General features: G+C 68.9%; 14 protein-coding genes. 12 read left to right on the top strand and 2 right to left on the bottom strand.

The annotated features are described in order from the left end of the window. Positions 1-40: 40 nt before the first annotated feature. The 8 genes from ACLFRB_RS00525 to ACLFRB_RS00490 all read left to right on the top strand — a co-directional run bounded on the left by ACLFRB_RS00525 (position 41) and on the right by ACLFRB_RS00490 (position 5,039). Entirely contained in the window at positions 41-412 is a 372-nt protein-coding gene (locus ACLFRB_RS00525) for a DUF4845 domain-containing protein (protein ID WP_411067031.1), read from the top strand. After that, complete coding sequence (gene rnc / locus ACLFRB_RS00520) at positions 399-1,079, top strand: ribonuclease III (protein WP_411067030.1); 681 nt, start codon at positions 399-401, stop codon at positions 1,077-1,079. Before ACLFRB_RS00525 ends, rnc begins: the two co-directional genes overlap by 14 nt. Then, positions 1,072-1,968 carry a GTPase Era gene (era, locus tag ACLFRB_RS00515; protein ID WP_411067029.1) on the top strand — a complete coding sequence of 299 codons (897 nt, stop codon included), beginning with the start codon at positions 1,072-1,074 and terminating at the stop codon, positions 1,966-1,968. The genes rnc and era overlap by 8 nt, the downstream gene beginning before the upstream one ends. A gap of 16 nt (positions 1,969-1,984) precedes the next feature. After that, positions 1,985-2,704, top strand: coding sequence for a DNA repair protein RecO (gene recO / locus ACLFRB_RS00510; protein WP_411067028.1), 720 nt, complete (start codon positions 1,985-1,987; stop codon positions 2,702-2,704). A gap of 78 nt (positions 2,705-2,782) precedes the next feature. Beyond that, entirely contained in the window at positions 2,783-3,520 is a 738-nt protein-coding gene (pdxJ, locus tag ACLFRB_RS00505) for a pyridoxine 5'-phosphate synthase (protein ID WP_411067027.1), read from the top strand. Positions 3,521-3,535: 15 nt separating this feature from the next. Beyond that, entirely contained in the window at positions 3,536-3,922 is a 387-nt protein-coding gene (acpS, locus tag ACLFRB_RS00500; RefSeq protein ID WP_411067026.1) for a holo-ACP synthase, read from the top strand. A gap of 90 nt (positions 3,923-4,012) precedes the next feature. Beyond that, positions 4,013-4,264 carry a ComEA family DNA-binding protein gene (locus ACLFRB_RS00495; RefSeq protein WP_411067025.1) on the top strand — a complete coding sequence of 84 codons (252 nt, stop codon included), beginning with the start codon at positions 4,013-4,015 and terminating at the stop codon, positions 4,262-4,264. A gap of 82 nt (positions 4,265-4,346) precedes the next feature. Continuing rightward, a complete protein-coding gene (locus ACLFRB_RS00490) occupies positions 4,347-5,039 on the top strand; it encodes a type I 3-dehydroquinate dehydratase (RefSeq protein WP_411067024.1) in 693 nt (230 codons plus the stop codon). A gap of 18 nt (positions 5,040-5,057) precedes the next feature. On the opposite strand, the gene ACLFRB_RS00485 is transcribed toward ACLFRB_RS00490, so the two are convergent. Both ACLFRB_RS00485 and ACLFRB_RS00480 read right to left on the bottom strand, forming a co-directional pair. Next, positions 5,058-5,459 (bottom strand): c-type cytochrome, encoded by a 402-nt coding sequence (locus ACLFRB_RS00485; protein ID WP_411067023.1) that lies wholly within the window; start codon positions 5,457-5,459, stop codon positions 5,058-5,060. An 86-nt stretch (positions 5,460-5,545) separates the two neighbouring features. Beyond that, on the bottom strand, positions 5,546-6,403 hold the full coding sequence (locus ACLFRB_RS00480) for a tetratricopeptide repeat protein (protein WP_411067022.1): 858 nt from the start codon (positions 6,401-6,403) through the stop codon (positions 5,546-5,548). 308 nt (positions 6,404-6,711) lie between these two features. On the opposite strand from ACLFRB_RS00480, the gene galU reads away from it, so the two are divergent. The 4 genes from galU to ACLFRB_RS00460 all read left to right on the top strand — a co-directional run bounded on the left by galU (position 6,712) and on the right by ACLFRB_RS00460 (position 13,205). Continuing rightward, a complete protein-coding gene (gene galU, locus ACLFRB_RS00475; RefSeq protein WP_411067021.1) occupies positions 6,712-7,620 on the top strand; it encodes a UTP--glucose-1-phosphate uridylyltransferase GalU in 909 nt (302 codons plus the stop codon). A 75-nt stretch (positions 7,621-7,695) separates the two neighbouring features. After that, positions 7,696-9,408, top strand: a complete 1,713-nt coding sequence (locus ACLFRB_RS00470; protein WP_411067020.1) for a bifunctional sulfate adenylyltransferase/adenylylsulfate kinase — start codon at positions 7,696-7,698, stop codon at positions 9,406-9,408. A gap of 443 nt (positions 9,409-9,851) precedes the next feature. Further along, positions 9,852-11,807, top strand: a complete 1,956-nt coding sequence (locus tag ACLFRB_RS00465) for a PrkA family serine protein kinase (protein ID WP_411067019.1) — start codon at positions 9,852-9,854, stop codon at positions 11,805-11,807. 216 nt (positions 11,808-12,023) lie between these two features. Further along, positions 12,024-13,205 carry a DUF444 family protein gene (locus ACLFRB_RS00460; RefSeq protein WP_411067018.1) on the top strand — a complete coding sequence of 394 codons (1,182 nt, stop codon included), beginning with the start codon at positions 12,024-12,026 and terminating at the stop codon, positions 13,203-13,205. Positions 13,206-13,243: the final 38 nt, after the last annotated feature.

Genomic DNA, 13,243 nt, shown 5'->3' with positions numbered 1-13,243 from the left:
GCGGCGGTGCTGCACTGCAAGCAAGGCAAAGGGGGGAACGATGACGAGCTGGCGTGGGCAGACCGGCTTTGGTGTGTGGAGCGTGCTGTTCTGGGTGGCCCTGGTCGGCGTGGTGGCGTGGCTCGGTGCACGGGTCTTTCCGTTGTACTACGAGTACTGGACCATCAGTCAGGTCTTCCAGGAGCAGGTCCAGAAGGGCTCGCTCTACGACTCCCGCGGCGAGCTGCAGCGGGAGGTGGCCAAGAAGCTCGATTTCGAGGACGTGGACCGCCTCGACCGCTCGGAGATCCAGGTGGAGAAGAAGCCGACGGGACAATACCGGGTGTTCGCGGAGTATCAGGTAGCGGTCCCGCTGTCCTCGACGATTCAAGTGGTGTTCACCTTTAGCCCGGAGGCAGATGAGGGTGGATGAGGCGTGCTTACAGGAGCGGATCGGCTACTCCTTCCAGGATCCGGACCTGCTCCGTCGGGCCCTGACCCATCGTTCGGCGGGCCCGCGGAACAACGAGCGACAGGAGTTCCTGGGGGACGCCGCCCTGAACTTCACCGTGGCGAGCTGGCTGTACGAGCGATTCCCTCAGGAGCGGGAGGGGGTGCTTTCGCGCCTGCGGGCCCGGCTGGTGTGTACCGAGGCATTGGCCGAGATCGGCGAGGATCTGGAGCTGGGCAAGCTGGTCTACCTCGGCCCCGGGGAGCGCAAGGCCGGCGGGCACCGGCGGGAATCCATCCTGGCGGACAGCGTGGAGGCCCTGTTGGGCGCGGTGCTGCTGGACGGGGGGGTGGAGGCCATGCAGAAGGTGATCCACCGCCTGTGGGAGGGGCGGATGGCGGATCTGGATCCCCGTTCCGTGAACAAGGACCCCAAGACGCGGCTGCAGGAGCACCTGCAGAGCCAGGGCCAGCCCCTTCCCGAGTACCAGCTGGTGGAGGCGGTGGGGGCCGACCACCAGCGTCTGTTCTACATCGAATGCACGGTGGTGGGCTTCGAGCCCGTGCGGGGCGAGGGCAGCAGCAAGCGGCGCGCCGAGCAAGAGGCGGCGCAGCGCATGCTGGAGTGCTTGGGCGTGGAAGATGCCTGAGCCGACGGCGTTCCGCAGCGGCATGGTGGCCCTGGTGGGCCGGCCCAACGTGGGCAAGTCCACCCTGATGAACGCCATCCTGGGGGAAAAGGTGTCCATCGTCTCCCGGCGCCCCCAGACCACCCGCCACCGCCTCCTGGGGGTGCACACCACCGCAGACCACCAGATGGTCTTCGTGGATACCCCCGGCATCCATCAGTCCAAGAAGAAGATCAACCAGTATATGGTCCAGGCCGCCCTGAGCGCCCTGGAGGGGGTGGACGCGGTGGTCTTCGTGGTGGAGGCCTTGAAGTGGACCGAGGGGGACGCGGCCATCCTGGAGCGCCTGCGGGAGGTGGGCACTCCGGTGATCGCCGTGGTCAACAAGGTGGACCGGGTGGCTCCCCGCGAGAAGCTGCTGCCCTATCTGGAGGATCTGCAGGGACGTTTTCCCTTCGCTGCCCTGGTCCCCCTGTCCGCGGAGAGGAGGGACAACCTGGACCCCCTCCTGGATGAGGTGGTGGCCCGCCTTCCGGAGGGCCCGCCCCTGTTCCCGGAGGACCAGATCACGGACCGCAGCCTGCGCTTCCTGTGCGCCGAGCTCATCCGAGAGCAGGTGTTCCATCAGCTCGGCGAGGAGGTGCCCTACGCCACCGAGGTCCAGGTGGAGCACTTCGAGGAGGAAGAGGGCCTGGTCCGCATCCACGCCAACATCCTGGTGGAGCGGGAGGGGCAGAAGGCCATCGTCCTAGGCCGCCAGGGGCGGCGCATCAAGGCCATCGGCACCCAGGCGCGGCTGGCCATCGAGCATCTCTTGGAGTCCCGCGTCCACCTGGAGCTGTTCGTCCGCGTCCGCGAGGGCTGGACCGGGGACGACCGGGCCCTGCGCGATCTGGGGTACGAGGGCTGAGGCGGGGGCGCGTGCCGTGACCGCCTCCGCGCCGCAGAAGGCTTACGTCCTCCATCGCCGCCCCTACCGCGAGACCAGCCTGCTGGTGGAGCTGTTCTCCGAGCGCGACGGCCGGGTGGGTGTGGTGGCCCGGGGTGGGCGCAAACCGCGCAAAGGAGGGCCGGTCCTGGAGCCCTTCCGCCCCCTGGAGGTGGCCTGGACGGGGCGTGGCGAGCTCCGCAACCTGGCGGGGGCGGAGCCGGCCGGGTCGGCCGCCGCCCTGCAGGGCGAGGCGTTGTACCTTGGCCTGTACCTGAACGAGCTTCTGGTCCGCCTGTGCCCCCGCTTCGACCCCTATCCGCGGGTGTTCGAGGTGTACGAGCAAGCCCTGGCCGCCCTGGCCGGCGGGGAGCGGGATTTCCCGCTCCGCCGCCTTGAGCGCTGCTTGGTGGAGGACCTGGGGGTGGCCCCCGACTGGGGGCGCTGCTCGGGGTGCGGGGCGTCGGTGGAACCCGAGGAGTACTACGCCTTGGAGGCGGAACGCGGCCTCCTGTGCGGGGCCTGCAGCCCCGCCGAGGCGGCCTTTCCCGGCCGGGCGGTGCGTTTCCTCGCCGGGGCCGAGGGGGATCCCGGCCCGGAGGACCGCCGCCGGGCCCGGGACCTGATGCGGGCGGTCCTCGGCCCCCACCTGGGGCCCCGGCCCCTGGAGAGCCGGGCCCTCCTCCAGAGCGTCCGCCGCAGGGGCGGCCGATCCTGAGCGGGCGCATGTGTTACCCTTCCGGATGACTGTCCCCCGCCCCCCATGCACGACCAGAGCGCACACGGAACCGCCGCGATGATCGAGCTCGGTGTCAATATCGACCACGTCGCCACCCTCCGCCAGGCCCGGCTGACCCCCTACCCGGAGCCGCTCCATGCGGCCCTGGAGGCGGAGCGGGCCGGGGCGGACGGCATCACGGCGCATTTGCGCGAGGACCGCCGGCATATCCAGGAGCGGGACATCCGGTACCTGGCGGAGATGGTGCAGACCAAGCTCAATCTCGAGATGGCCATGACCGAGGAAATGGTGGCCATCGCCGAGGACGTGCGCCCGGACGATTGCTGCCTGGTTCCGGAGCGGCGGGCGGAGCTCACCACCGAGGGCGGGCTGGATGTGGCCTCCCAGGTAAGCGCCGCCCAATGGGCCTGCGAGCGGCTGGCGCGGGCGGGGGTGCGAGTGTCGCTTTTCGTCGACCCGGATCCCGTCCAGCTGGAGGCGGCCGCCAAGGCGGGTGCGCCGGTGGTGGAGCTGCACACCGGCGCCTACGCCAACGCGGCGACGCGGGAGGAGCGCGAGCGCGAGCTGGAGCGCATCGAAGGCGCCGTGGCCCGGGCCCACGGGCTGGGCCTCCGCGTGCACGCCGGGCACGGCTTGGACTACGTCAACGTGGAGCCCATCGCCGCCCTTTCCGGGGTGCGGGAGCTGAACATCGGGCACGCCATCGTCGCGCGGGCCGTCTTCGACGGGCTGGGGCCGGCCGTCCGGGAGATGAAGCGCCTGATGCGGGAAGCGGCCGCCTCCCACGGGACCTGAGCAGGGGTCGCCACGGTGATCCTGGGCATGGGCAACGACCTGGTGGACGTCCGGCGTGTCCGCCGGGCCCTGGAGCGCAACGGGGACCGCATGCTCCACCGGTTGTTCACGGCGGGAGAGCGCCAGGCCGCCCAGGAGCACAAGGACCTGGGCCTCTATGTTGCCTCCCGGTTCGCCGCCAAGGAGGCGGCGGCTAAGGCGCTGGGGACGGGGATCCACCAGGGGGTCCGGTTCCGGGACCTGGAGGTGGTGCGGCCGCCGGGCTGCCGGCCGGAGCTGCACCTGCACGGTGGGGCGGCGGACCATGGCCGGCGCCTCGGGGTGCAGCGCTCCCACCTGAGCCTGTCCGATGAGGGGGACTACGCCCTGGCGACCGTGATCCTGGAGGGTGGCCAAACGTAGAGTAGAAAATTTATTGACAGCAAGATCAGATGTCTGGCAAAAGGTTGCCACTGGCAACCACAAAAGGGGTATATCCTGCGCCAGCATCTGATGGCACTTGTCCTCGGCCTCGCCGTTTGCTTGCCCCTGTCCGGTCACGCCGGCGAGCCGCTGGACATCAACGAGGCCAATGCCGAGGAGCTCACCGCCCTGAACGGCGTTGGCCAGGTGCTGGCCGAGCGCATCGTGGCCTACCGCGAGGACCATGACGGTTTCGACTCCGTCGCCGAGCTGGAGGAGGTGGACGGGATCGGGGCCAAGACCCTCGAAAGCCTTCAGGAGAAGGTGACGGTAGGGGACTGAGCGCCCCGCGATACACTATGGCCTCAAGGCCGCGCCCCGGGCGCGGCCTTTTGCTGTTCGGTTTCCATGATCCGGAGGGAACATGTCCCGGCCCAGTCTGATCGCCTCCCTTGCCTATCCGAACGCGGGCGCGCTGCCCGGCGACGGCGCCGAGCGGGTGGCCCCCGCAGACATGGTGGAGGTCCGCCTGGATGCGGTGAAGGGTGGAGCCTCGGCGGCGGTGGACCTGTGCCGGGAGGTCGCCGCATGGGGTCGCCCCCTGCTGGTGACCCCGCGCGCCCCGGGGGAAGGGGGGATGCGCCGCTGGGAGGCGGGGGAGCGGCGCGCGCTCTTGGAGGAGCTCTGGGGGAGCGTGGTGCCGGCGGCCGTGGACGTGGAGCTGCGCGAATCCTCCCGGCTTCTGGAGTGGGCCGTGGCCAACCGTCCGGGGGGCATGGAGGTGATCGCCTCCTTTCACGATTTCGAAGGGTTCCCGGGAGTAGGATGGCTGGAGGTCCTGGCCCTGGAGGCCCAGGCCAAGGGCGCGGACCGGCTCAAGGCGGCGGTGCGGGTGGCGGAGGCGGGGGAGATGGCCGACCTGGCCTGCTGGACCCGGAGCCGCAGCCCGAGCTTCCCCCTGATCACCATGGGCGTGGGGCCTGCGGGCAGCCTGTCGCGCCTCATGAACGGGGCCTTTGGTAGCACGGCCTGCTACGCCCATATCGAGGAGGCCACCGCCCCGGGGCAGCTCTCGGTGGCGGAGCTGGCCCCCCTCCTTGAGCGGTTCTACGTCTAGGCCGGCAACCGCAGGGCCTCAGTCGCTGTTGTGGCGCCGCCCCAGCTCCTTGATGTAGGCCACCACCTCCTTCAGCTCGGCGTCGTTCAAGGGGACCCCCACCATGGTGGTGTCGGGCTTCATTCCCTTGGGGTAGCGGATGAACTCCTTCATGCGCTCATCGCTCCACGATCCCAGGCCGATCTGGGATTCCTGCCAGCCCTCGGATTCCCGGTACAGGGTCCAGAGGGGCACGGCGTCCTTGCGCGCCTTGTAGCGTGAGGCGTCCTCCGCGTCGGGGGAGTCGGGATGGCAGAGCAGGCAACGGGTCTCGTACACCGTCTCTCCGGACAGACCGCCGCCGTCCTCGGCGAGTGCGGTGGCGGGGAGGATGGCGGTCAGGACGAGCAAAAGGATAACGGGTGCGTGGTTGTGCCGCATGGGAATCGGTCTCCATGCTGGATGGGGCTAGAGGGATGGAACACACCCTAGCATAGAGACCATTATTATTGTAAGGGTTTCTGCCCCTAGAAGAGCTCGCGGCTGAGGCGCTTGCGGAACTCGCTGACCCGCGGGTCGCGGTTGCCGAGCAGGTCGAACAGCTCCAGCATTCGATGCCGCGCCGCGTCCTCCCGGTATTTCCGGTCGCGACGGACGATCTCCAGCAGGTGCTCGAAGGCGGAGCGGTAGTCCTCGGCCATCACCCGGTAGGCGGCCAAGCGGTAACGGGCGTCTAGATCGTCGGGATCCCGCTCCAGGGCTTCCCGGACCTCCGCCTCGGAGCCGGTCTCCCCAGCGATGCGGGCGAAGCCGAGGGTGGTGCGCAGCCCCTTGACCTCGGGGTCGCTGGCGTAGGCGACCGGGAGGTGTCCGAGGATGGCCTCGGCCTCCTCCGTGCGGTTCTGGAGCAGGCGCAGGCGAGCCTGTGTCAGGAGGGCCCGGGGATGGTCCGGCTCCGCCTCGAGCACCTCCGTGAGCACCTCCTCGGCGCGGCCGGTCTCGCCTTGGTCCAAAAGGGCGCGAGCCTGGGCCACGGCCTTGTCCGTCTCCGAGGGGATCAGACCGTCGATGAAGCGGCGGATCTGGGGCTCGGGAAGTGCGCCGGTGAACTCGTCCACCACCTCGCCGTCCACGAAGGCCTTGACGGCGGGAATGCCACGGACACCATGCTGCCCGGCAAGCTCCTGGTTCCGATCCACGTCCACCTTGGCGAGCAGGAAGCGTCCGCCGTATTCCTCGGCGACCCGTTCGAGGGCGGGACCCAGGGCCTGGCACGGCCCGCACCACGCGGCCCAGAAGTCCACCACCACGGGGACCTCGCGGGAGCGCTCCACGACCCGGCTCTGGAAGTCCTGGCTGTCCACGTCCAAAACGGTCTCCGGCATGGCGTTCCCTCCAGGGTTTGGTCGAGAAGGCGACCCCTAAATATTAGCAGGTTGTGATAAAAAGGCCTCCGCCGGTCCGCGTTGCTTTCGCCGGAGATATGGGCTACAGGTGGACCATAAAAGGTGCCGCCGCAATAGATGGGACGCTGGCGCGCCGGAGGGGTTCCGGCCGGACCATCGTTTGTGCGGGGGCCTTGAGGCAGGCATCATTGGAAGGTTTGTCCGGGCCCGGGCAAGTTTCAGGCAGAATGTAGAGGGTCCGGACGGGGGCGGATCCAGAGGCAAGGATACCAACGAGGAGGCCCGCGATGCGGACCATCCGTAAGGCCGTTTTTCCCGTGGCGGGCATGGGGACCCGCTTCCTGCCCGCCACCAAGGCCATGGCCAAGGAAATGCTCCCGGTGGTGGACAAGCCGCTCATCCAATACGCCGTGGAGGAGGCGGTGGCGGCGGGGATCGACCAGGTGGTCTTCGTCACCGGGCGGGGCAAGCGCTCCATCGAGGACCATTTCGACCACCAGAACGGCCTGGAGACGTTGCTCCTGGAGCAGGGAAAGGAGCACCTCGCCCGGGTGTACCGGGAGGTGTCCGACATGGCGGATGTCACCTACGTGCGCCAGAAACAGCCGCTGGGCCTGGGCCACGCGGTGTGGTGCGCCCGCCATGTGATCGGCGACGAGCCTTTCGCCGTCCTCCTGCCCGACGACCTGATCGACGCCGAGCCGGGCGCCATCGCCCAGATGAAGGAGGCCTACGAGGCCACCGGGGGCAGCAGCCAGGTGGCGGTGGAGCCCGTGGCCCCGCAGGCGGTGAAGTCCTACGGGGTGGTGGATACGGACAACCAGGAGGGGGCGAGCTATCCGGTGCGCGGCCTGGTGGAGAAGCCGGATCCGGCGGTGGCGCCCAGCAACCTCGGCGTCATCGGGCGCTACATCCTGAGCCCCACGGTCTTCGAGCCCCTGGGTCGCGCCGAGCGCGGGGCGGGGGGGGAGATCCAGCTCACCGACGCCCTCCAGGCGCTGATCACCGAATACGGGGAATCCCTGCATGCCTTCCCCTTCCAGGGGGTTCGGTTCGATTGCGGCTCGAAGGCCGGCTACCTCAAGGCCCAGGTGGAGCTGGGCCTGCGCCATGGCGAGCTCGGCGAGGAGCTGGAGGCGTTCCTTCGCGAGCGTTTGACAGGGGTGGACAGTAAGGCCGTAACGGGCATGGGGTAAGGCGGGGAGCCCGGGGAAAGGATCCCTTCTGGATACTGGTGAAATCCGCCTGACATTGGTTTATCAGAGGACTTTATGGATCACTTGATCGAGCCCCATGGGGGGGTGCTGTGTGACTTGCGGGTGGACGAGAATCGGGCGGAGGAGCTGAAAGAGGCCTCCCTCGACTATCCCTCGCTGACCCTGACCGACCGTCAGCTGTGCGACCTGGAGCTGCTCTTGAACGGGGGCTTCTCGCCGCTGACGGGCTTCCTCGGCGAGGAGGACTACCACGGCGTGCTGGAGCGGTGCCGCCTGAGCGACGGCACCGTGTGGCCCATGCCCATCACCCTGGACGTCGCCGAGGACACGGCGGCGGGACTGGAGCCGGGGCAGCCGGTGGCCCTGCGCGACCCCGAGGGCTTCATGCTCGCCGTGCTCCATCTCGAGGAGGCCTACCGCCCCGACAAGGAGCGCGAGGCCTTCGCCGTGTTCGGCACCACCGACCGCCACCACCCCGGTGTGGCCTACCTCCTCGACCGCTCCGGTCCCGTCTACCTCGCGGGCCGGGTGGAGGGTCTGCAGCTGCCGCTGCACTACGACTTTACCGAGCTGCGGCTGACCCCCGCCGAGCTGCGCGCCGAGTTCGCCAAGCGCGGCTGGCGGCGGGTGGTGGCCTTCCAGACCCGCAACCCCATGCACCGGGCCCACCAGGAGCTCACCCTGCGCGCCGCCAGCGAGCAGGAAGCCGGGCTGCTCATCCACCCCGTGGTGGGCATGACCAAGCCCGGCGACATCGACCACTACACCCGGGTGCGCTGCTACCAGGCGCTGGCCGAGCATTATCCCGACAAGATGATGACCCTGGCCCTGCTGCCGCTGGCAATGCGCATGGGCGGCCCGCGCGAGGCCCTGTGGCACGCCCTCATCCGCAAGAACTACGGCTGCACCCACTTCATCGTCGGGCGCGACCACGCCGGCCCCGGCCAGAACGGCGACGGCGACGATTTCTACGGCCCCTACGACGCCCAGGAGAAGGTGGCCGACTACGAGGAAGAGCTCGGCATCCGCATGGTGCCCTTCAAGGAGATGGCCTACGTCGAGGAGCGCGCCGAATACCTCCCCGTGGACGAGGTCCCCGAGGGCGCCACGGTCAAGAAGCTGTCCGGCACCGAAGTGCGGCGCCGCCTGCGCGAGGGCCTGGAGATCCCCGAATGGTTCTCCTACCCCAACGTGGTGGCCGAGCTTCGGCGGTCCCACCCGCCCAAGCACAGCCAAGGCCTGACCATCTTTTTCACCGGGCTGTCCGGCTCCGGCAAGTCCACCGTGGCCAACGTCCTGCTCGCCCGCTTTCGCGAGATCGGCGGCCGGCCGGTGACCCTGCTCGACGGCGACATCGTGCGCCAGCACCTCTCCAGCGAGCTCGGCTTCTCCCGCGAGCACCGCAACCTGAACGTGCGGCGCATCGGCTTCGTTGCCAGCGAGATCACCAAGAACGGCGGCATTGCCATCTGCGCGCCCATCGCCCCCTACCGCCACGTCCGGCAGGAGAACCGGGAGCTCATCGAGGCCTACGGCGGCTTCATCGAGGTGCACGTCAAGACGCCCCTGGAGGTCTGCGAGGCCCGGGACCGCAAGGGGCTGTACGCCAAGGCCCGGGCCGGGCAGATCCGGGAGTTCACCGGCATCGACGACCCCTATGAGGAGCCCATCGACCCCGAGGTGGCCATCGACACCTCCGACCTCACGCCCATGGAGGCGGCCCAGGAGGTGCTCCTGCATCTGGAGAAGGCGGGGTACCTGCGCTAGGTGCATCCGCGCCGGACAGGGAGGCGTGCCAGAGGCCCGGCGGCTCGGGAGCGAGCCGCCGGGCTTTTTTTGGATCCCCCGGACGACCCCCGCCGGGTGGCTCCCTCTCGGCCCTAAGAGCGTAGGGGTGGTTCCTTACTCCCTCCCGCGTAGGTGAATGCCTACAATCGTATAAGGGCCCGTATCTCTGGGGAATTCTTGAGGCGCTCTGCCCCGCCACCGGCCGCCGAGGCCCTTTAACGGGCCCCCAAAGTGGTTTAAAAACGGTACAGGGGGATGCCAGGCATTCGGACCCGGGTGGCATGTCCCGACCCGCTACCGCGCTACCGGGGAGGCGCGTCCCCGGCCTTCCGCTCCGCCCCCGGGGTGGTGAACGGAGGCACGGGACAGAGACTCTAAACGGGTAGCAAGGGAATGGCCGCGTCGAGCCCAAGGAGGGTCGCATGGCAGGTAACGGCGGCAAGCAGGATTCCGACAAGCAGAACCGCTTTCTGGACTCCCTGGTGAGCTTCACCCAGGAACATAAGGCTCGGCACTGGGAGGGGACCCTCGGGGAGTTCCTCCAGGACGTGCTCCCCACCGACCCGGTGGGGATGACCCGCACCAGCCACCAGTACATGTGGGACATGATCCAGTGGTACGGGTCCGAGACCTCGGACGAGGGGGACCACGTCACCCGCTACAACCTGTTCGCCAATGACCTGTTCGGCGTCGACGAGGCGCTGGAACGGGTGGCCAACTACTTCAAGGCCGCCAGCGAGGGTTCCGAGGTGGGGCGGCGCCTGCTGCTCCTGCTCGGGCCGCCCTCCGGCGGCAAGTCCTCCCTGGTGATCCTGCTCAAGCGCGGGCTGGAGGAGTACAGCCACACCGATGCGGGCGCCCTCTACGCCATCCAGGGCTGTCCGGTGCACGAGTCGCCCCTGCACCTGGTGCCGCAGACCAAACGGGCCGAGTTCCGCGAAACCTACGGGGTGGAGATCAACGGCGACATCTGCCCCTATTGCCGCACCCGTCTGGAGGAGGAGTTCGACGGCGATTTCATGCAGATGCCGGTGGAGCGCATCTTCATCAACGAGGCCGGGCGCACCGGCGTGGGCACCTACGCCCCCCACGACCCCACCACCGCCGACATCGCCGACCTGGTGGGCTCCGTGGACCTGTCCAAGGTGGCCGAGTACGGCGACGAGGGGGATCCCCGAGCCTGGTCCTGGTCGGGGGCGGTGTACGCCGCGTCCCGCGGCATGCTGGAGATGATCGAGATCCTCAAGGTGAAGCGGGAGTTCCTCTACCTCCTGCTCACCCTGACCCAGGAGAAGAACGTCAAGGTCTCCCGCTTCCCGCTCATCTACCTGGACGAGACCATCGTCGCCCACACCAACCTGGCGGAGTTCCGCAAGTTCCTTCAGGAGAAGGAGAACGAGGCGCTCCTGGACCGCATGGTGATCGTGCAGGTGCCCTACACCCTGCGCTACCACGACGAGGCGCGCATCTACGAGAAGCTGATCTCCGCCACCCCCACCTTCCAGGAGGTGCACCTCGACCCCCACGCCCTGAACGTGGCGGCGGTGTTCGCGGTCCTGACCCGGCTGCACCCCTCGGAGCGGGAGGATCTGGACCTCTCCAAGAAGGTGCGGCTGTACGCCGGCGAGGACGTGGAGGGCACCTCGCAGTCGGAGGTGGACCGCATCAAGGCCGAGCATCCGGAGGAGGGCCTCGAGGGCGTCAGCCCGCGGTTCGTGGTCAACGCCCTGGCGGGGGCCATCTCCCGCTCGGAGAAGAAGAGCCTCACCTCCATGGACGTGCTGTTGGCCCTGAAGGACACCATCGAGTCCGACGCCCGCATGGACTCCAAGCAGAAGAAGAACTGGGTGGACTTCCTGGTCACGGTGCGCAAGGACTTCTACAACCGCTGGGTCAAGGAGGACGTGCACAAGGCCCTGTTCGTCTCCTTCGAGGACGAGGCCCAGGAGCTGCTCGACAAGTACCTCGACGAGGTGGAGGCGGTGCTCGACAACCGCAAGGTGACCGACCCCATCACCGGCGAGGACCGGGAGCCCGACGAGCGCTTCCTGCGCTCGGTGGAGGAGAAGATCTCCATCTCCGACTCGGGCAAGCAGTCCTTCCGCCAGGAGGTGGTGCGCAAGGCCATGGGGGCCTACAAGCGCGGCGAGCGGTTCACCCTGGACAGCCACGCCCGGCTCCACGACGCCATCGAGCAGTACCTGTTCGAGGAGCGCCGGGACGTGCTGCGGCTGGTCACCTCCAGCGCCCGGCCCGACGAGGAGGCGCAGCAGAAGATCTCGGCGGTGGAGGACCGGCTGGTGGCCGAGTACGGCTACAACCCCCATTCCGCCCGGGAGGCCCTCAACTACGTCACCACGCTCCTCTCCCAGGAGTGAACGGGCCGTTGGGCGTTCCTATTCCCGTCCGCGCGCCGGCGAGCCGGTCCCCAGGGGGCCGGCTTTTTTGTCGGCCGGGGGCAGACCGCCCGCGCGTCGAGGGTCTAGGGTGGGAAGAAAGGGGAGCGCGCCGAGATCACCCTTCCCGCGGCGTGGTCTAACCCCCGGGATGGCCGGCCCGCCGGTCCGGCCCGGGCGGAAACCATGAGGAGAGTCATGAGCGAGCGCACGGAATACAGAGCCCCTTCCCGGATGGCCATGGAGAACCGCTGGTACGACCTGTTCTCCCGCGGCTCCCGGGACTGGCTGCGGCACAACGAGAAGGTGCGGGAGACCGTCAAGGAGGAGCTGCCCAACCTGATCTCCGGCTCCGACGTGCTGTCCCGGCCCTCCGACCGGACCGTCCAGGTGCCGGTGCGTTTCCTGGAGCACTACCGGTTCCGTCTGCGCGACGACCAGGACGGCGGCGAGCCCCAGGCGGGCCAGGGCGACGGGCAGCCCGGCGACGTCCTGCGCCGGGCCAAGCCCGACGAGGGCGAGGGCGGCACGGAGGGCGGCAGCGGCGGCGGCGAGCTGCGCTTCGTCCTGGAGCTCAAGGTGGACGACATCGTCGACTGGATCTGGGAGGAGCTGGCCCTGCCGGACCTCCAGCCCAAAACCACCGACGCCCTCACCGACGAGGACCTGATCCAGGAGGGCTGGGACAAGCGCGGGCCGCGGGCCCGCCTCGACCGCCGGCGCACGGTGAAGGAGGCCATCAAGCGGCGCTCCGTGCAGGAGGAGCCCACGCCCTTCTCCAACGAGGACCTGCGCTTCCGCCAGCTCGCCCGGCGCAAGCGGCCCGCCACCAACGCCGTGGTGTGCTTCCTGCTGGACGTCTCCGCTTCCATGGACGAGACCCGGCGCAAACTGGCCAAGTCCTTCTTCTTCTGGGCCATGCAGGGCCTGCGCCGGCAGTACGGCGACGTGGAGGCGGTGTTCATCGCCCACACCAACCAGGCCTGGGAGTTCTCCGAGGAGGAGTTCTTCCAGGTGTCGGCCACCGGCGGCACGGTGGCCTCCAGCGGCTTCCGCCTGGCCCTGGACATCTTCACCGACCGCTACGACCCGGGGCAGTACAACCAGTACCTGTTCTACGCCTCCGACGGCGACAACTTCGGGGACGACCGGCGCAGCGCCGAGGGCCTGCTGGCGGAGCTCGGCGGCCTGGTGAACTTCATGGGGTTCGTGGAGACGCCCCAGAACCCCCTGGAGTCCTCGAAGTCGGAGATGGGCCGCCTGTTCAAGGCCCTGGGCGCGCGGGACTACCCGGTGGGCAGCTACACCGTCCACGAAGAGGGGGACATCTGGGACGCCATCCGGGAGTTCTTCCGCCATCAGGCCGAGGAGGTGGCCTGAGCCGATCCGGGAACCGGGGGCGGGCGACCCGCGCGGCG

It is taken from the genome of Thiohalorhabdus sp. (assembly GCF_046545655.1).
Taxonomy (GTDB): domain Bacteria; phylum Pseudomonadota; class Gammaproteobacteria; order Thiohalorhabdales; family Thiohalorhabdaceae; genus Thiohalorhabdus.
This window is presented reverse-complemented; position numbering and strand designations above follow the sequence as displayed.

What these genes read in the sequence shown, in the direction of transcription:
- ACLFRB_RS00470 (WP_411067020.1), top strand. Translation starts at nt 7,696, where the DNA reads ATGGATCACTTGATCGAGCCCCATGGGGGGGTGCTGTGTGACTTGCGG.
- ACLFRB_RS00480 (WP_411067022.1), bottom strand. Translation starts at nt 6,403, where the DNA reads ATGCCGGAGACCGTTTTGGACGTGGACAGCCAGGACTTCCAGAGCCGG.
- galU (WP_411067021.1), top strand. Translation starts at nt 6,712, where the DNA reads ATGCGGACCATCCGTAAGGCCGTTTTTCCCGTGGCGGGCATGGGGACC.
- ACLFRB_RS00460 (WP_411067018.1), top strand. Translation starts at nt 12,024, where the DNA reads ATGAGCGAGCGCACGGAATACAGAGCCCCTTCCCGGATGGCCATGGAG.
- rnc (WP_411067030.1), top strand. Translation starts at nt 399, where the DNA reads ATGAGGGTGGATGAGGCGTGCTTACAGGAGCGGATCGGCTACTCCTTC.
- pdxJ (WP_411067027.1), top strand. Translation starts at nt 2,783, where the DNA reads ATGATCGAGCTCGGTGTCAATATCGACCACGTCGCCACCCTCCGCCAG.
- ACLFRB_RS00525 (WP_411067031.1), top strand. Translation starts at nt 41, where the DNA reads ATGACGAGCTGGCGTGGGCAGACCGGCTTTGGTGTGTGGAGCGTGCTG.
- era (WP_411067029.1), top strand. Translation starts at nt 1,072, where the DNA reads ATGCCTGAGCCGACGGCGTTCCGCAGCGGCATGGTGGCCCTGGTGGGC.
- ACLFRB_RS00495 (WP_411067025.1), top strand. Translation starts at nt 4,013, where the DNA reads ATGGCACTTGTCCTCGGCCTCGCCGTTTGCTTGCCCCTGTCCGGTCAC.
- ACLFRB_RS00485 (WP_411067023.1), bottom strand. Translation starts at nt 5,459, where the DNA reads ATGCGGCACAACCACGCACCCGTTATCCTTTTGCTCGTCCTGACCGCC.
- ACLFRB_RS00465 (WP_411067019.1), top strand. Translation starts at nt 9,852, where the DNA reads ATGGCAGGTAACGGCGGCAAGCAGGATTCCGACAAGCAGAACCGCTTT.
- ACLFRB_RS00490 (WP_411067024.1), top strand. Translation starts at nt 4,347, where the DNA reads ATGTCCCGGCCCAGTCTGATCGCCTCCCTTGCCTATCCGAACGCGGGC.